At 72.0% G+C, this 17,659-nt stretch carries 11 protein-coding genes; 6 read left to right on the forward strand and 5 right to left on the reverse strand.

Features of this window, described 5'->3' with window-relative positions; translation table 11 throughout:
• Positions 1-179: 179 nt before the first annotated feature.
• The 5 genes from DEJ47_RS24890 to DEJ47_RS24910 are packed head-to-tail and all read right to left on the reverse strand — an operon-like array spanning position 180 to position 6,001.
• On the reverse strand, positions 180-1,523 hold the full coding sequence (locus DEJ47_RS24890; protein WP_150171788.1) for an MFS transporter: 1,344 nt from the start codon (positions 1,521-1,523) through the stop codon (positions 180-182).
• A complete protein-coding gene (locus DEJ47_RS24895) occupies positions 1,520-3,487 on the reverse strand; it encodes a non-ribosomal peptide synthetase (RefSeq protein WP_161236903.1) in 1,968 nt (655 codons plus the stop codon). The genes DEJ47_RS24890 and DEJ47_RS24895 overlap by 4 nt, the downstream gene beginning before the upstream one ends.
• Positions 3,481-4,287, reverse strand: a complete 807-nt coding sequence (locus DEJ47_RS24900; protein WP_150171792.1) for a class I SAM-dependent methyltransferase — start codon at positions 4,285-4,287, stop codon at positions 3,481-3,483. The genes DEJ47_RS24895 and DEJ47_RS24900 overlap by 7 nt, the downstream gene beginning before the upstream one ends.
• Complete coding sequence (locus DEJ47_RS24905; protein WP_150171794.1) at positions 4,284-5,237, reverse strand: thioesterase domain-containing protein; 954 nt, start codon at positions 5,235-5,237, stop codon at positions 4,284-4,286. Before DEJ47_RS24905 ends, DEJ47_RS24900 begins: the two co-directional genes overlap by 4 nt.
• On the reverse strand, positions 5,234-6,001 hold the full coding sequence (locus DEJ47_RS24910; RefSeq protein WP_150171796.1) for a sulfotransferase: 768 nt from the start codon (positions 5,999-6,001) through the stop codon (positions 5,234-5,236). Before DEJ47_RS24910 ends, DEJ47_RS24905 begins: the two co-directional genes overlap by 4 nt.
• 206 nt (positions 6,002-6,207) lie before the next feature.
• Here DEJ47_RS24910 and DEJ47_RS24915 point away from each other — a divergent pair, with 206 nt between their 5' ends.
• The 6 genes from DEJ47_RS24915 to DEJ47_RS24940 are packed head-to-tail and all read left to right on the forward strand — an operon-like array spanning position 6,208 to position 17,629.
• The gene (locus DEJ47_RS24915) at positions 6,208-9,555 is read left to right on the forward strand and encodes a non-ribosomal peptide synthetase (protein ID WP_150171798.1); all 3,348 of its coding nucleotides are present in this window, start codon (positions 6,208-6,210) and stop codon (positions 9,553-9,555) included.
• Between the two features lie 32 nt (positions 9,556-9,587).
• Complete coding sequence (locus DEJ47_RS24920) at positions 9,588-11,801, forward strand: acyl-CoA dehydrogenase family protein (protein WP_150171800.1); 2,214 nt, start codon at positions 9,588-9,590, stop codon at positions 11,799-11,801.
• 40 nt (positions 11,802-11,841) lie between these two features.
• Complete coding sequence (locus tag DEJ47_RS24925; protein ID WP_150171802.1) at positions 11,842-12,093, forward strand: MbtH family protein; 252 nt, start codon at positions 11,842-11,844, stop codon at positions 12,091-12,093.
• A complete protein-coding gene (locus DEJ47_RS24930; RefSeq protein WP_150171803.1) occupies positions 12,090-12,869 on the forward strand; it encodes a thioesterase II family protein in 780 nt (259 codons plus the stop codon). Before DEJ47_RS24925 ends, DEJ47_RS24930 begins: the two co-directional genes overlap by 4 nt.
• Positions 12,866-16,027, forward strand: coding sequence for a non-ribosomal peptide synthetase (locus DEJ47_RS24935; protein WP_150171805.1), 3,162 nt, complete (start codon positions 12,866-12,868; stop codon positions 16,025-16,027). The genes DEJ47_RS24930 and DEJ47_RS24935 overlap by 4 nt, the downstream gene beginning before the upstream one ends.
• 12 nt (positions 16,028-16,039) lie before the next feature.
• Entirely contained in the window at positions 16,040-17,629 is a 1,590-nt protein-coding gene (locus DEJ47_RS24940) for a condensation domain-containing protein (RefSeq protein WP_150171807.1), read from the forward strand.
• Positions 17,630-17,659 lie beyond the last annotated feature (30 nt).

Consider the following 17,659-nt stretch of genomic DNA (forward strand, 5'->3'; position numbering starts at 1 on the left):
GCCGCACACGTCCCCAATGATTTCGCGGCTGTGTGCGGTGTGGCCCCCCGTGACCGAACTCCCAGTTTTCCCCCGTGTGCACCTTTCGTAACTGCAAAGGTGTGACAGGTTCAAGCATTGCGGAACGAAGTAGCCAGGTCAAGGCTTGACTTTCATGGAAGAGGGTTCGAAGGCGGCCTTCAGGGCGTGGAAGTGACGCTCGCCGACGGCTTGATCTCGCCCTCTTCCTCGTCCGCTCCGTGGGACTCGTGGACCGCCTCCAGGTTCCGCGCATCCCGCACGACGAACAACAGTGCAGGTGTGAGGAACATCCAGACCGCACCCACGACGAGAACCGAGGTGGCGGACGACAGTCCGCCGGCCGGTCCGACGAGGGCCTGCCCCACCGGCAGAAGGCCGATGCTTCCCAGCCACTCGTACGAACTGACCCTGCTCATCGAGCCGATGGGGACATTCTGCTGCATTGCGGTCAGCGAAAAAACGTTGAACATGGAAAGACCGATGTTGCTGATGACCGCGCAAACCGCGATCACCGGTACAGGTGCGACAAGTGCAAGGGCCAGGAGTTGCAATCCGTACAAGCCCAGGGGAATGAATGAGGCGCGCATGATGAAACGCGGTCGCATACGGAGCGCGATGACGCCGCCCAGTATGGATCCGAGTCCCGTGCACGCACTGATGATCGCCCACGCGGACGCGCCACCGAGATCGTCACGGGCCACCGCGGGGCCGAACACCTGCCAGGCGGGCAGCACCAGGAGATGGAACGAGGCGGCCCAGGCGACCATCGTCCAGAGCCAGGTCCTGGAACGGAATTCCTCCCAGCCCAGCTTGAGATCCTGAAAGATCGACGACGACTTCTCGTCCTCGGTCCCGGCCTTCGGCTTGTCCGCGCCGGGAGCGAGACGGATGAGGAAGAGCGCCAGCGCGCTGACGGCGAAGGTCGCCGCGTCGAAGATCAGAGCCGCGCCCGGGGAGAAGGCCACCACGAGGACACCGGCGATCGCGGGACCGATGGTGTAGGCGGTGTTCTCGCTCAGGCCCATCAGGCCGTTCGCCCGCTGGAGTTGCGCGGGCTTGACCACTTCTGGCAGCAGACCCGTGGCGGCGGGATGGAAGAACGCGCCGGCGGAACCCGCGATCAACTGAAGGACGATCATGGACGGGAGCGACGCGGTGCCGGTGAGCAGCATGACGCCCTGGGCCAGCTGGGACAGGAAGCACGCCGCGTCGCACAGCACCATCAGGCTGCGCCGCGACATGCGGTCCGCGATCACCCCGCCGAGCAGGAGCAGCAGCACCGTCGGAACCACGCGTGCGGCCAGCACCAGACCGAGGGCCGAGGCCGACTCGGTCAGTTCGAGCACGGCGAAGGCGAGTGCGACGGGCACGATGGCGTCGCCGATGATCGAGCTCGTCTGGCCTATGTAGAGGAGCCTGAACTCTCGTTGGCCGAGCAGCTCACGGAGTTCCCCCCGTCGTTTGTCGCGCCGTGACGTCGCCTTGTCGCTCGGAATGCTCATGCCGTCCTTTTCTCGGGTGCCGTTTCGTGGGAACCGTCCGCATGCTCTTCCTCCGCGGTCAGGAGGGCCTCGAGTTCCGCGGGATCCATCTCCGCGACCAACGTCTCGGTCACGACTGCCGCGAGCTGTGCCACGGTGGGTGCTTCGAGCAGGGCACGGACCTGCAGCCGCAGTCCGAACACGCGGCGCACCCTGGCCATGAGTCGAATGGCGAGCAGGGAGTCTCCGCCGATGTCGAAGAAACCGTCGTGGATGCCGATCCGCTGGACGCCGAGCACCTCCGTGAACAGTTCGGCGACGCTCGCCTCGATGTCGTCGCGCGGCCCGTCGACCGGCCCCGCATCATGCCATGCCCGGATGGGCGTCGGGAGTTGGGCCGGGTCGAGCTTGCCGTTCGGTGTGGTGGGGAGCGCGGGGAGCGGAGTGATGGTGCTGGGGATCATGTGGGGCGGCAGGTGCTGCGCGAGATGGTCGTGCAGTTCTCTGTGCGTGGCGGGGGCGGCCGGGGTGGCGTCGGCGAGCACGGCGTACGCGGCGAGCTGGGGGTGCGCGGGGTCCGTGCGGTCGAGGGTGACGGCGGCCGCGTGGATGAACGGATGGGCGAGGAGGATGCGCTCGATCTCGCCGGGCTCGATGCGGAAGCCGCGGAGTTTGATCTGGTGGTCCGAACGGCCGTGGTGGTGGTACCGGCCGTCGGGGGTGCGGTGGGCCAGGTCACCGCTGCGGTAGAGGCGGCCGCCCGGCCGGTGCGGATCGGGCAGGAAACGGCCGGCGGTGAGGGCGGGGCGGTCCAGGTAGCCCTGGGCGACCCCGGGCCCGGAGACGTAGATCTCGGCGACGGTCAGGTCTTCGACGGGGTCGAGGTGCTCGTCGAGGAGGTGGAGCGTCAGGTCGGGCAGCGGCGTTCCGATGGGGCTGCCGTGGGGGTGCGGGTCGTGGATGTCGGCGTCGGTGACCCGGTGGTGCGTGACGTGCACGGTGGTCTCCGTGATGCCGTACATGTTGACGAGCTCGGGGGTGTCCGTGCCGTAGTGGGCGGCCCATTCGGCGAGCTGGGCGGGGTTCAGGGCCTCGCCGCCGAACACCACGTGCGTGAGGGAGGTGGGCGGGTGGCCCGCCCGCGCGGCGGCGTGGGTGAGATGGGCGAACGCCGTCGGGGTCTGGGAGAGCATGGTGATGCTCTCGTCGCGAACCAGTCTCCACATGGCGTCGGGGTCGCGGGTGGTGGCGTACGGGATGACGTGGACGCGGCCGCCGTGCAGGAGGGCCCCGTAGATCTCCCAGACGGAGAAGTCGAAGGCGGCGGAGTGGAACATGCTCCACACGCCGTGCTCGTCGAAGCCGAACAGCCCGGCGCTGGTGGTGAAGAGCCGCAGGAGGTTGTCGTGGCTGACGCGGACGCCCTTGGGGCGGCCCGTGGAACCGGAGGTGTAGATCACGTACGCGGTGTCCTGGCCGGACACCCGCGCGCACCCGGTGAACGGCGTCTCCCCGACGCTCCCGTCGCCGTCCGTGCCCGGTGTACGCGCGTCCGCGGCGGGCAGCGGCTCGTCGAGGTCGACGAAGGCGCCCGCGGCGCCCGCCAGCTCCCCCGCGAGGCGGCCCGGCGCGGCCACCGCCACGCACTTGGCGTCCTCCACCGTCAGCCGCAGCCGCTCGCCCGGATACCCCGGGTCCAGCGGCACATAGCCCGCACCTGTCCGCAGCGTGGCGATCAGTGCGACGATCAGCCCCACGCCCCGGTCGGCGCAGACCCCCACGAGCGCTCCGCGCCGGGCGCCCGCCGCCCGCAGCTGCTCCGCCAGCGCACCGGAACGACGGTCCAGTTCGCGATACGTCAGGGACTCCACGCCGTCCGAGACGGCCTCTCGGTCCGGCCACCGGCTCACCACCCCGGCCAGCACCCCGCACACACCCGCCTGGGCGGTCGGCTCGTCCGCCGTATTCGTGGACGCGTTCAGCACGGCTGGTCCTCCTTCCGGCCCTCCACCGTGGCCACCCACACGAAGTCCTCGGACTCCTCGGTGTAGGGACCGCGGTCGTAGTCGCCGTACTCGGCCTCGATCCGGAAGCCCGCCTGTTCGAGCAACTTCCGCATCTCCGGCGGGAACCGGTAGATGTTCTTGCGGATGTCGTGGCGCCGCTCGATCACGAGACCCTGCTCGTCCAGGACCTCGCTGACCCGGCGGCGGGTGATGGACTGCTTCTCGAAGTCGAAGGTGCTGTAGTCCCACAGGGCGATGCGCAGGCCCGTCCGCGGGTGCCGGATCTCGTCCACGAAGAGCTGCTTCTTGTGGTAGTCCCTGAAGTCGGCCTCCTGGAATACCGGAACCCCGGCGACGAACCGGCCGCCGGGCTGCAGGTGGTCGCGGATCGTGGCGAGCGCCGCGAGCCAGTCGTCGTCGGTCTCCAGGTGGAACATCGTCTGCCCGCCCGCGAGCACGAGGTTGAAACGCTCGCCCAGGTCGAAGGAGCGCAGATCGGCCTCGACGAGCCGGACCCGCTCCTCGGGAACCCCGGACGCCGACAGGTTCGCGCGGCCCTGTTCCAGCATCGACGGCGAGCGGTCGACGCCCACCGCACGGTCCACGTGCTCCATGCAGGGCAGCAGGACGCGTCCCGTGCCGCAGCCGATCTCCAGCAGAGGGCCACCGAACTCGGCCGCCATGGAGAGCAGGAAGGGCAGATCGAAGCTGTTCAGATCGGCCCAGAGGACGTCGTAGATTTCCGCTTCGTGGAGGTAGTCGTCTGTGGTGCCGGTCACCGGTGCTCCCAGAGGTCGTTGACGGAGTGCAGCAGAAGGCGGGCGACGTCGCGCACGGTCCCACCTGTCAGCAGGCTGAAGTGGTCGCCGGGCAGCGGATGCGGGACGAGCGGGGCTCCCGTGCTGAGCGGGCGCCACATCCCGGGGCCGACGCCGGACGCCGTCGCGTACAGGAGCGCCACCGGCCCCGCGTACTCGCCCGGCGCGTGGCGCTGCATGGCGCGGGTCATGGCCTCGAACACCGTGTACCGGCGCCGGAGTTCGTCCACTCCGAGGGCGAGGTCGAAGCCCCGCTCGGCCAGCTCGTGGGACGCCCGGTCCAGGGCTTCGGGCACCGGGAGGCGCCAGAGGGTGTCCGGCAGCGACGCCACGTCGACGTCGGCGCCGCCGGATCCGACCAGATCGTCGATGTAGGCGCGCAGGGTCTCCGCGGTCGACCATGCTCCGGTGCCGGGCGGCCAGGGAGCGGAATCGATCAGGGTGACCGGCACGGGCCGCTCGACGCCGGCCGGGTGGCGGCGTGCCATCTCGTGGGCGACCAGACCGCCGAAGGACCAGCCGCCGAGCAGGCCGGGACGCCGGACCCCGCGTCCGGCGAGGAGTTCCAGGTAGTGCTCCGCCAACTCCGCGACGGTACGGCCGTTTTCAGCGGATGGTGAGGTGTCGGCGGCGATGGCCCACACCGGGCGCGGTCCGTCGAGCAGCCGGGCCAGGGGCCCGTAACAGAAGACGCCGCCGCCGATGGGATGAACGAGCACGACCGGATCGGTGCGACCGGGCGCCCCCTCGCGGAGGACCACGACACCGTCGCCCACGTCGCCCACGTCGCCCGCCCGCGCGGGCCGGGCGTTCGCCCGCTCCCGGAGCAGCCGCAGGTACAGCTCGCGTCGCGCCGGGGACAGCGAGTCGATCCGGGCGTCCGGGGAAGGAGTGCCGCCGCCCCGGGTCACACGGCCCCCCGAACCGCTCCTCGGGGCCGCAGCCGCCGCTCGTGGAGGTAGGTGTAGAAGGGCAGTTCGGCCCGGTAGTGCTCGGCGAGCACGGGATGGTTGTCGACGGTGTCGGGGTAGTTCTTGCGGCTCTTCACGAAACCGTTGGTGGTGCTCGCGTCCTGGTGCCAGCGCGCCGTGAGCTTCCAGTCGTCCGGCATTCCCGGGGACCAGGACAGCGACGTGGCGTCGAAGGGCAGACCCACGCTCTCGCAGTACGCCCGAACCGTGTCCTCCGGACGTTCGATCAGGTCGTCGGAGTCCACCACGACCGGTTCGGCGCCCTGAGCCTCCGTGACGGCCAGGAACAGCTCGTGCAGCCTGGCGAACCCCACCTCGTCACGCCGAAGCTCAGGATTCAGCGCGAAATGCGAGGCGATGACTTCCTTCGGGTCCCTGATGATGAACGTATGGCACACGTTCCGCAGGAAATCCTGATCGGCGAGCACGCCTGGATAGTGGAAATCCGTGGTGTCCTTGAAGAACAGCCGTGATTTTCCGCCCAGCGTCGTGATGGCGTCGATCAGCTCCGCCTCGGAGTGCACCGTACGGTCCTCGATCTCCGCCGATCCGAAGTCGGCGAGACGGGAGAACGGCTCGTGCACGGCCGCGACGTCGTCCCTCCCCATCATCATGCGCAGGAACGCGGTCGAACGGGACCTGGGCGCACTCCACAGGGCGATGACCTGCTCGCCCGAACTCCCGCCGCGCGGTGAGTCGTTCATGTCCGGCTCCTCTTCCTCGAGGAGGCAGACTAATCTCGGGACCCGTCCGCGGAATACTGAATCCCTTTACGCAGTCGCTCATCATTGGTCCACCGACGTGTAAGCGTTGTGCTTACGCGTATTGAACTGCGAGGGTGAGGACAGCCGCCGCGGCGCCTCTTATCGTTCCGGACCGTACCCGAAGTCCGGGCGAATGGAGATCTGCCATGAGCGAGCTCGTCAAGCGGCTGGCCAAACTGCCCGAGGGGCGCAGGGCCGCCTTCCTTGCGCAGCTCCGCTCGGGGGCGGGGAAGCCCGCACAGGACACACTCGTCCCGCGCGACGCGACAGGACCCGCCCGGCTGTCCTACGCCCAGGAGACCCTCTGGTTCATCGACCGGCTGGCACCGGGCCGCGCCACCTACAACGTCGCGAGCGGCTACCGGATCCGGGGAGCACTCGACACGGACGCCCTGGGCCGGGCCCTGCGGACCCTGGTCGCGCGCCACGAGACGCTGCGCACCGCGCTCGCCGACACGCACACCGGTGTCGTCCAGAGCGTGCTGGCCACGGACGACCCGCGCGTCCGCGACGCCGTGACGGTGCACGACCTGTCCGCCGCCGGGGAGGAGGCCCGCGAGGAGACCGCGCGGAGCTTCGCCGCCGAGCGGGCCCGCGTCCCCTTCGTCCTCACCGAGGGGCCGCTGTGGCGCGCGGATCTGGCCCGCCTGGGCGACGACGACCACCTCCTCGTCTTCGTCGTCCACCACGTGGTGTTCGACGGCTGGTCCTCCGGAGTGTTCAGCAAGGAGCTCTCGGCCGCCTACGCCGCGGAGACCACAGGACAGGCCGCGGCCCTTGAGCCGCTGCCCGTCCAGTACGGCGACTACGCGGAATGGCAGCGCCGCCGGCTGACCGGCGACACCTACGACGAGCTGGCCGCGTACTGGCGCGAGACCCTCGCGGGCGCCTCACACCTGGAGCTGCCCGCCGACCGGCCGAGGCCACCCGAGGTGACGTACGACGGCACGTACCTGCGCAGGAACCTCGCACCCGAACTGACCGCCTCGGTTGCCGGACTCGCACGCTCCCACGGCGTCACTCCGTACGTGGTCCACCTCGCCGCCTTCCTGCTGCTCATGCACCGCCACACCGGCCAGGACGACCTGGTCGTCGGCACGCCCACGGCCAACCGCGACCAGCTCGAACTGGAGGAGCTGATCGGCTTCTTCGTGAACATGCTGCCGCTGCGCACCGACCTGAAGGGCGACCCGAGCTTCCGGACGCTGCTCGACCGGGTCGGTGACGTGACGCGCGAGGCGTTCGCCCACGGCGAGCTGCCCTTCGAGAAGATCGTGGAAGTGGCCCGCCCCCGGCGCGACCCGTCGCGTTCCCCGCTGTTCGGCGTCGTGTTCGCGCTGCACAACACGGCGGACGACGGCCTCTCCCTGGGCGGACTCGACGTCCGACAGGAGAGCCTCGACGCGGGCACCTCACGCTTCGAGCTGAGCTGGAACGTCTCCGTACGCCCGCAAGGCACCGTGCTGGAGGCGGAGTTCAACACCGACCTGCTCGACCCGGAGACCGTGGAGGCCCTCCTCGTCCAGTACGAGCACGTCCTGACGGCGGTGCTCGCGGACCCGGAACTGACCGTGACCGGGGCACCGCTGCTCACGGCAGAGGACCGCGAGGACATGCTGACGCGGTGGAACGGCCCCGCGCTTCCCGTCCCCGACCTGTCCGTTCCCGCGGCGTTCGAGCGGCGGGTGCGGGCCGCTCCCCACACCGTGGCCCTGGTCGCGGGCGCGGAACGCCTCACGTACGACGAACTGGACCGGCGGGCCAACCGGCTCGCGCGTGTGCTCGTCGCCCGCGGCGCCGCACCCGGCGAGCGGGTGGCGCTGTGCCTGCGCCGCACCCCCGACCTCGTCGTGAGCATCCTCGCCGTGCTGAAGACGGGCGCCGCCTACGTGCCCGTCGACCCCGGCTATCCCACGGCCCGCATGGCGGCCATCCTCGACGACGCGACGCCGGTCACGGTCGTCGCGCACGCGGAGTGCGCCGCCGGCCTGCCGGGCGACCGCGGTGACGTGCTTGTCCTCGACGAGCAGCCACAGGCCAGCCAGGACGACTCCGGTCTCGGCATCGCCGTGTCCCCGCGCGACGTGGCCTACGTCCTGTACACCTCCGGGACGACCGGCCGCCCCAAGGGCGTACTCATCGAGCACCACTCGGTGGTGGGGTTCGTCGAGGCCATGCGGGACCTCTTCGACCTCACCCCCGACGACCGCGTGCTCGGTTACGCGTCGGCGAACTTCGACGTCTCCGTCGGCGAGATGTTCAACGCCCTGCTGACCGGGGCGCAGTTGCACCTGGTCCCCGACGAGGTGCGACTCGATGTCATCCTTCTCCAGGAGCTCCTGGAGAAGGAGCGGATCAGCCTCGTGGACCTGCCGCCCGCCGTACTGGCCCTGCTGGAGCCCGACCGGCTGCCCGACCTGAGGATCGTCTTCGTGGGCGGCGAGGCGTTCCCCGGCGAACTCGTCAACCGCTGGAACCGCGACGGCCACCGCTTCTTCAACGGCTACGGCCCCACCGAGTGCACCGTCACCATGGTCGTGCACGAGTGCCCCGGCCAGTGGGACGCGTCCCCGCCCATCGGCCTGCCCATCGCCAACCACGTGGCCCACGTCGTGGACGAGCGGCTGGAACCCGTGCCGTTCGGCGTGGTCGGCGAGCTGCTCGTCGGCGGCGAGGGACTGACCCGCGGATACCTGGGCGCGCCGGAGCTCACCCGGGAGAAGGTGATCGCCGACCCCTTCGGCAGCACCGCCGACGGCCGCCTCTACCACACCGGCGACCTGGTCCGCAGGCGCCGGGACGGCAGCCTCGTCTTCGTGGGCCGCAAGGACCAGCAGGTCAAGATCCGCGGCCTGCGGATCGAGCTCGGCGACGTGGAGGCCGCGACCGCGACCTGCCCCGGAGTCGGCCAGGTGGCCGTGGTGCCGTGGACGGACCCGCACGGCGAGCGGCACCTGGTGGCCTACACCGCCCCGGCGGCGGGAGCGGCCGTCGACCCGGCCGCGGTACGGGCCCACACCGCCGCCCAACTCCCCGCCTACATGGTGCCGTCGTACTTCGTCGTCCTGCCGACCCTGCCGCTCACCGTCAGCGGCAAGGTCGACCACCGGGCCCTGCCCGCACCGGATCCGGACGCGGGGGTCGCGGGGGGCGACACTCCGCCTCGTACGGAGACCGAACGGATCCTGGCCGAAGAGGTCTTCGCCCAGGTCCTGCGGCTCGACCGGGTCGGCGTCCATGACGACTTCTTCGCGATCGGGGGCAACAGCCTCCAGGCCGCCCAGCTGATGACGCTGCTCACCGAACGGTGCCAGGTCCGTGTCCCGCTGTCCGACTTCTTCCGGTCGCCCACGGTGGCCCACCTCGCGGAGGCCGTGGACCGGCTGCGCACCCCCACCGCTGACGACGACGACCTGCTCGCCCTCATCGAGAGCATGTCGGACGACGACGCGGCGCGGTGGACGGACGGGCAAGGGCACGCCGGCCGCGCCTGAGCGGACCGCACGAGCGAGAAGAGAGCAGCAGCATGGACTTCGGCTTCACCCCTGCCCAGGACGCGTTCCGCGCCGGGATACGCGAGGAACTGCGCGGCGCGGACATCCGTGCCGAGCTGGACGCGCTGGACACGGACGGCAGCAGAGAACCGGACGTCCGCCCCCTCTACCGGGCGCTCGGCCGCCGCGGCCTGCTCGCCGTCGACTGGCCGCGGCCGTACGGAGGCCGGGGCGCGGGCACCGTCGAGGCGTCGATCGCCGCCGAGGAACTGACCCGCGCGGGCGTACCGGACACCCTGCACGTCAACACGGTGCAGATCGTCGGGATGTTCCTGCTGCACGCAGGCACCGAGCGGCTCAAGGACCGCTACCTGCCCGCCATCGGGGAGGGCCGGAGCTTCGCGAGCGTGCTCTACACCGAGCCGGAGGCCGGTTCGGACCTGGCGGGGCTGCGCACCACGGCGGTGCGCGACGGCGACGACTTCGTCCTCGACGGCGTGAAGGCGTACAACCTCAAGAGCGACCTCACCGACGTCGCGCTGTGCGCGGCGCGTACCGACCGGGACGCGGGCCGCTACCAGGGGATCACGCTCTTCATGGTCGCCATGGACGCTCCGGGCGTCCGCCGCGAGACCATCCCCGGAATCGCCGACGAACAGTTCCACCGCGTGGTCCTCGACGGCGTGCGGGTTCCGGCGGACGACGTCGTGGGAGCGGTCGGGCAGGGCTGGGAACTGCTCACCCAGGCGCTCGCCGTCGAACGCACCGGCCTGGACTACTCACTGAAGGCGGAGCGCTGGTACGCCGCCACGCTCGCCCGGGGCCTCGACCCCGAGGAACTCGAACGCTGCGGACGGTACGGCGCTTTGGTCGAGGCCTCCCGCCTGCACGCCTGGCGGGTGCTCGGACAGCTGGCGGACGGGCTGGACATCGACCCCACCTGCGCGGCGACGGCGAAGTACGTCACCAGCGAACTGGCGCGGTCCGTGGCCGCCTGGGCGAACATGACGTCGCCGACGCCCACCGGCGTGCTGGAGGCCGCCTACCGGGAGGCGCCGGGCCTCACCTTCTCCGCCGGAACCTCCGAGATGATGCTGCAGCTCATCGCCTCGGGCGAGGGCGGCGGCGTGGCAGCCGCCTGGGAGGCCGGCGAGGACGCGCTCACCCGTCAGCTGCGCCAGACGTTCCGCACACGCTTCGCGGCGGTCACGGCCGCCCGCGACCACGGCGGGGCCGACGCGGTCCAGGGCCCGCCCGCGGCCGACGGCGCGTCCTGCCCCGGCTGGCCCGCGCTCGTCGAACTCGGCGCCCCCTTGTTCGAGGTGGCGGCGGACCGCGGCGGGTTCGATCTCGGGCTGCCCGCGTCGCTGGTGACGTGCGAGGAGCTCGGCCGTGCCGCCCTCGGCGGCCCGTACCGGGCCACGGCCCTGACCGCGGACGTGCTGCGGGCCTGCGCGGCGGACGGCGCGCACCAGGACCTCATGGACGCCGTCGGGTCCGGCGAGCTCACCGTGTCCGCCGACGCGTTCGGCGCCTGCGACCCGCCGAAGGCACGCGAGGACCGGCACGGCTGGCTCGTGGAGGCACCGGCCGGGGTGCCGGAGACCCCGGACACCACGCACCGGCTGCTCTTCCTGCGCACGGCGGACGGCATCGCGCCCGCACTCGTCCCGGCCGCCCCGACAGAGCGGCGACCCGACGCGCGGGACGGCGACATCGTCGTCCCGCACGAGTCCGTGCTCGGCCTGCTCCAGGAAGACCTGTGGACACAGGTCACGGCACGCGCCCGGCTCCGGCAGGCCGCGCACCTGCTGGGTCTGGCCGAGGGCGCCCACGGGGCGGCCCGCGCGTACGCACTGCGCCGACAGCAGTTCGGCAGCGCGCTCCACGACTTCCAGGGCGTGTCGTTCACGCTCGCGCGGGCCGCGACGGAGACGGAGACGGTACGCCTCGCCGTCCACCGCGCGGGCCGTCTCGCGGAGGAGGGCAGGCCGTGCGAGCGGGCCGCGGTCGACGCCCTCGCCCTGGCGGCCGAGACCGCGGCCCGGGTGACGGCCGCTGCCGTGCACCTGTGCGGCGTACGCGGACTGACGGCCGGACTCCCCGTGCAGCGTTACTACCGCCTGGCCCGCACCGAGGCCGTCCGGATGGGGACGGCGGCGCGCCTGTTCCGCGAGGCGGGACGGCTGAGGCTGTCCGGTCGGACCGACCTCGAGCTCCTGACCGCGCCGGCCGACAGCGACTGACGCACAGCCCCACACCCGACCGAGAACCCAGGAGAGACCCATGCCCGAACCCGTCGCAGCCGACGCCCCGCAGTCGGAGAGCGAGCCGCACTACCGCGTGGTCGTCAACGACGAGGAGCAGTACTCGATCTGGCCGCTCACCCGTGACGTGCCCGCGGGCTGGCACTCGCTGGAGGTCAGCGGCCCGGAGTCGCGGTGCCTCGACCACATCGCCGAGGTGTGGACCGACATGCGCCCCCTCAGCCTGCGCCAGGACACCGCCGCCGGGGCCCCCGCGGTCCGGCACGCGTGAACGCCGACCCGATGGCGGGCCGCTGGCTCTCCGGCACCCGGAAACCGCAGGCCCGTGCCCGGGTGATCGCCTTCCCGCACGCCGGCGGCACCTGCGGCGCGTACCGGCAGTGGCAGGCCTGGGCGGACCCCGGGCTCGACGTGCGCGCCGTGCGGTACCCGGGCAGGGCCGGACGGTTCACCGAACCGCCGTACACCCGCTGCGAGCCGCTCGCGCGCGACATCGCCGCCTGCCTGCAGATGGTCGCGGACCTGCCACTGGTGCTCTTCGGCCACAGCATGGGGGCCCTGGTCGCCTTCGAGGTCGCCGTCGAGCTGGAACGCACCTACGGGATCCGGCCCGCGCGCCTGATCGTCTCCGGCGCGCCCGCGCCCCACCTGCCGTCCGTGACCCCGGGCATGCGCTCCGACGCCAGTGACGCGGAACTCGTCGCGGCCATGCGGGCCATGGGCGGCAGCTCGGAGGACGTGCTCGCCGACCCCGACCTCGTCGGGCTGCTGCTCCCGGCGATGCGCGCGGACCTGGCGATCGGCGAGGCCTACCGGCCCCGCACCAGGACCCGGATCGCCGCCCCGCTGACGGCCATGTCGGGGACCGACGACGGCGACGCCACCGCCGACGCCATGCAGGAGTGGCAGGCGTACACCGAGGGGACGTTCCGGCGGAGGAGCTTCTCCGGAGCCCACTTCTACCTGCACGACGAGCAGGCACGGCAGGTCTTCGACTGCGTACGGGAGCAGGCCTGCGAACGGCCGAGGAGCGAGCGGATCCAGTGAGCGAAGCGCAACGTATGGTGCACCGCCTCTTCGAGGCGCGGGCCGCGGCGTCCCCGGACGCCCCTGCCGTACTCGGCGACGGCATGCCCGTGAACTACGCGGAGCTGGACGCACGCGCCGACGCCGTGGCCCGGAGCCTGCGGTCCATGCTCCGGGAGCCCGGCCGGGGCGACGGCCCGCCGGCCCCGCACACCCCGGGCGACGAACCCGTGATCGCCGTGCGTCTCCCGCGCGGCGCCGGGCTCGTCACCGCGCTGCTCGCCGCCGCCAAGTCCGGTGCCGCCTACCTTCCGCTCGACCCCGGACTGCCGCCGGAACGCACCCGTGCGCTGCTGGAATCCGCCGGGGCCCGACTGGTGATCAGCGACAGGAGGCGGCTTCCCGACGCGGGATCCACGGACGTCCTCGGCACGCTCCCCCTGCTGGATCTGTCCGACGACGCCCACGCCACACCACCCGCCGCCGGGGACGGTCCCGCCGCGCACCACGACGACTACCCGGGGCGACTCGCGTACCTCATCCACACCTCAGGGTCCACGGGTCGCCCGAAGCCCGTCGCCGTCGAGCACCGCTCCCTCGCCAACCACGCCCAGGCCGTACGAGCGTGCTTCGGACTGACGGAGACGGACCGGGTCCTGCAGTTCACCAACCCCGGATTCGACGTGCTCGGCGAGGAGGTCTTCCCGACGCTGGCCGCCGGCGGCGCCGTCGTCGTGCTCGACGACACCACGGTCGCCCCCGACGCGCTCGCCGAGTTCATCCGGGACCACCGGGTGACGGTCGCGAACCTGCCCACGCCCTACTGGGCCCAGTGGTGCACCGAACTGGACCGTGCTCCCCGCGACCTGCCGCCGACCCTGCGCCTCCTCGTCATCGGCAGCGACACCGCACGGACGCACCACCTGGCCGCCTGGCGGCGGCACAGTGCCGTCCCGGTCATCAACGCGTACGGACTGACCGAGACCACCATCACGGCCACCACCGCGTTCTACCCGCCCGACGCCCCGCTCCCGGACTGCAGCACGCTGCCGATCGGCACCCCCCTCGACGGGGTCGACGCCCACGTCCTCGGACCCGCGATGGAACCGTGCCCGCCCGGGACGACCGGCGAACTGTTCATCGGCGGACAGGCGGTGGCCCGCGGCTACCCCGGCAGGCCCGGCCTCACCGCACAACGCTTCGTTCCCGACCCGTTCGCCGCCCGGCCCGGCGCACGCCTCTACCGCACCGGCGACCTGGCCCGCCGCACCCAGGACGGCTCGATCGAGTTCCTGGGCCGGGACGACCACCAGGTGAAGATCCGCGGCCACCGCGTCGAGCCCGCGGAGACGGAGGCGGTCCTGGCAGGCGAGCCGGGAGTCCGGGAGTGCGCCGTCGTGCCGCACCGGTCCCCGTCGGGCGACGTACGGCTGATCGCCTACGTGGTCGGGGAGGCCGACCCGCGACGACTGCGCGAGGCGGCCGCCCGGACCCTGCCCGACTACGCCGTCCCGGCGGCGTACGTCACGCTGCCCGCGCTGCCCGTCACGCCCCAGGGCAAGCTGGACCGCGCGGCCCTGCCCGCGCCGCGGGACGTGAGGGACGGCGAACGCCCCTACGCCCGCCCCGAGGGACCGGACGAGGAGCGGCTCGCCGCCCTGTGGGGCGAGGTCCTCGGCGTGGACCGCGTCGGGCGCACCGACGACTTCTTCGCGCTGGGCGGCGACTCCCTGCACATGACCCGCATCCTCGGGCGCCTCACCCAGACCCACGGGACCCGGATCACCGCGCGGGAGTTCATGGCGGCCCGCACCGTCCGGGATCTCGCGGCGCGCCTGGGCGGCAGTGCTTCCGGACCGGCCGCGGCCCGCCGGTGCGCCGCACCCGCCGACGCGGTCTCGCACGGCGAGCAACGCCTTTGGTTCCTGGCGCAGTTGAAGGAGTCCGCGACCACCGCCTACAACGTGCCGAGCGCGTTGCGGCTGCGGGGCGACCTGGATGTCGCGGCGCTCGAACAGGCGGTGCGGGATGTCGTGGGCCGCCACGAACGGCTGCGCACCACGTTCCACTTCCGGTCCGGGCGCCTGGTCGCGGAGATCGCCGACGACGTGCCGCCCCTCGCCCTCCAGGTGATCGACCTCGGGGCGTCCGGGGACGGCGAGTCCGCCGCGCTGAAGCACGCCGAGGAATTCGCCCGCCGCCCCTTCGACCTGACGTGTGCCCCTCTGCTGCGTGCCGCGCTCATCGGGACGGCGCCCGGCGAACACCTCCTCGTCCTGGTCACGCACCACATCGTGTCGGACGGAGTGAGCAGCGACCTCCTGGACCGCGAGCTCGCCCTCGCGTACGCGCACCGCACCGGGCAGGGCCCCGCCCCGGCGACCGCGAACCCGCACGGATACCGCGAGTTCATCCGCGCCCAGCGGGAACTCGCCGCGTCCCCGGACGTGGACGCGCTGGTGGGGCGCGTCGTGGACCGGTTGCGCGGCGCCCCGACGACGCTCGCCCTCCCCACGGACCACCCCCGCCCCCGGTCCATGAGCTACCGCGGCGACCAGGTCACACGCGCCACCCCCGCGGGGCTCCGCGACGCGGTCGCCCGGCTCGCGGCGCAGGAGGGCACCACCCCGTACAGCGTCGTCCTCACCGCGCTCGGGTCCGTACTCCGGGACCTCTGCGGCCAGGACGAACTGCTCATCGGGTCGCCGACGGCGGGACGGGCCGACCCGGCGCACGAGGACGTCATCGGGTTCTTCGTGAACACGGTCGTCCTGCGGCTCGACTTCCGCGGCACGAACGGCTTCCGCGACGCGCTGCTCAGGACGCACAGCCAGGTCCTCGACGCCATCGAGGACGAGTACGCGCCGTTCGACCGGCTGGTGCCGCACCTCGTCACGGAACGTGGCCTGGCCGTGCCGCCACTCGTGCAGGTCGCCCTCGCCTACCAGGGCCCGCGCCGGCCGGAGGCGCGCCTCGCGGGCATCGAGGCCGCACCCGTGCCGTTGCACAACGGGGGCGCGAAGTTCGACCTCACGCTGGAGGTCGAGGAGGTCGACGGGGAGATGGTGACGACCGCCGAGTACAGCACGGACCTGTTCCGCCGGGACACCGTGCGCAACCTGCTGGACTCCTGGGTCGCGGTGCTCGCCGCGGCCGTCATCGACTACGACGGAGCATGAGGGGTGGGGGACATGGACGTATCGCGGGACGAGATGTTCGAGCGGCTGGAGGACGTCTGGCTGCGGGTGCTCGGCCGGGACGCGATCGGGGCGGACGACAACTTCTTCGCTCTCGGCGGTGATTCGATCATCGCCATCCGGCTGGTCGCCGAGGCGCGCGCGGCAGGCCTGGAGTTCGGGGTGGAAGAGGTGTTCCTGCACCCGACGCTCGGGGAACTCGCCCGGGCGGCAGCGGGCCCCGGAGAGACACCCGCCGAGGCCGGCGGTGTCCCGCAGGACGCGGGGCCGCCGATGACGTCGCTCACCGACCTCGATCCCGGCCTCGTCCCGCAGGGAGTGGAGGACGCCTATCCGCTGTCCTCGCTCCAGCTGGGCATCCTGTACCACTGCGAGTTGAGCGAGGACGCGGGGCTCTATCACGACCTGACCGGCGTGCGTGTCACGGGACCGTGGGACGAGGCGGCGCTGCGGGGCGCCCTGGCGGATCTCGTCGCACGCCACGACATCCTCAGGACCTCCTTCGAGCTCGCCGACTTCCAGGAGCCGGTCCAGCTCGTGCACTCCACGGCCACGGTCCCCGTGGAGACCGAGGATCTGCGTGGCCTCGGAGGGCCGGAGCAGCGCCGGGCCCTGGACGCGTGGTGGCGGCGGGAGTCCGCCACGCCCTTCGACGTGACGGCGGCTCCGCTGCTGCGCATCCACGTCGGTCTCCTGGACGACCGGTCCTTCCGGCTCTCGCTGTCGGTACACCATGTCCTCCTCGACGGCTGGAGTTTCGCCCGGCTGGCCACCGAGCTGCTGATCGCGTACGACCACCGGATCGGCGGCGACGGGCTCGCGCCCATGCCGGCGTCCCGCTACCGGGACTTCGTGGCCGCCGAACGGCGAGCGGCACGGGACACCGCCTCCCGTTCGTACTGGAGCGAACTGCTCAAGGGCATGCGGCCGTTGGCGCTCCCGGAACCGTCCGGCACGGCGGCGGACGCCGACGCGTGCGAACTGGTGGAGGAGGTTCCGGCGGAGCTGGCGGACGGGGCGCAGCGGGTCTCCGCCGCCCTGGGCGTGCCGGTGAAGAGCGTCTTCCTGGCCGCTCACCTCTGGGCGATGGGGCAGCTGTGCGATGCCGGGGACGTGGTGACGGGGCTCTGCGGGAACGGGCGTCCGGAGACCGCGGGCGCGGACCTCGTGCTCGGGGTGTTCCTCAACGTGGTCCCGGTGCGGGTACAGGTGACGGACCACAGCTGGAAGGGGCTGGTCCAGGCCGCCTTCGACGCGGAGCGTGAGCACCTGCCGCACCGCTCGTATCCGCTGGCCCGCGTCACGAAGGAGTTGGGGCAGGCGCCGTTCGAGGCGATGTTCAACTACACGGATTTCCACGTGTTCGGCGCCGCGGAGTCGTTGCGCCGCATCACCGCGGACGGGTGGAGCTTCGCCGACCGCACGAACTTCCCGGTGCTCGTCGAGGTGAACCGGCTCCAGGAGCGGACGGCCTACGAGCTGAGCATTCGGGTGGACCCGGCGGAGGTGGCGGCGGATGTGCCCGCGCGGCTGCGGGAACTGTGGACGAACGCTCTGTCCGCGATCGTGCGGGAAACGCTCTGAGACATCATTCGGGGACAAGCAGAAAAGAGA

It is taken from the genome of Streptomyces venezuelae, assembly GCF_008642355.1.
Classification (GTDB): domain Bacteria; phylum Actinomycetota; class Actinomycetes; order Streptomycetales; family Streptomycetaceae; genus Streptomyces; species Streptomyces venezuelae_B.

Bases quoted from the DNA above. Each gene is read 5' to 3' on its own strand.
- DEJ47_RS24890 (WP_150171788.1), bottom strand. From the start codon at position 1,523: ATGAGCATTCCGAGCGACAAGGCGACGTCACGGCGCGACAAACGACGG.
- DEJ47_RS24910 (WP_150171796.1), bottom strand. From the start codon at position 6,001: ATGAACGACTCACCGCGCGGCGGGAGTTCGGGCGAGCAGGTCATCGCC.
- DEJ47_RS24915 (WP_150171798.1), top strand. From the start codon at position 6,208: ATGAGCGAGCTCGTCAAGCGGCTGGCCAAACTGCCCGAGGGGCGCAGG.
- DEJ47_RS24920 (WP_150171800.1), top strand. From the start codon at position 9,588: ATGGACTTCGGCTTCACCCCTGCCCAGGACGCGTTCCGCGCCGGGATA.
- DEJ47_RS24925 (WP_150171802.1), top strand. From the start codon at position 11,842: ATGCCCGAACCCGTCGCAGCCGACGCCCCGCAGTCGGAGAGCGAGCCG.
- DEJ47_RS24940 (WP_150171807.1), top strand. From the start codon at position 16,040: ATGGACGTATCGCGGGACGAGATGTTCGAGCGGCTGGAGGACGTCTGG.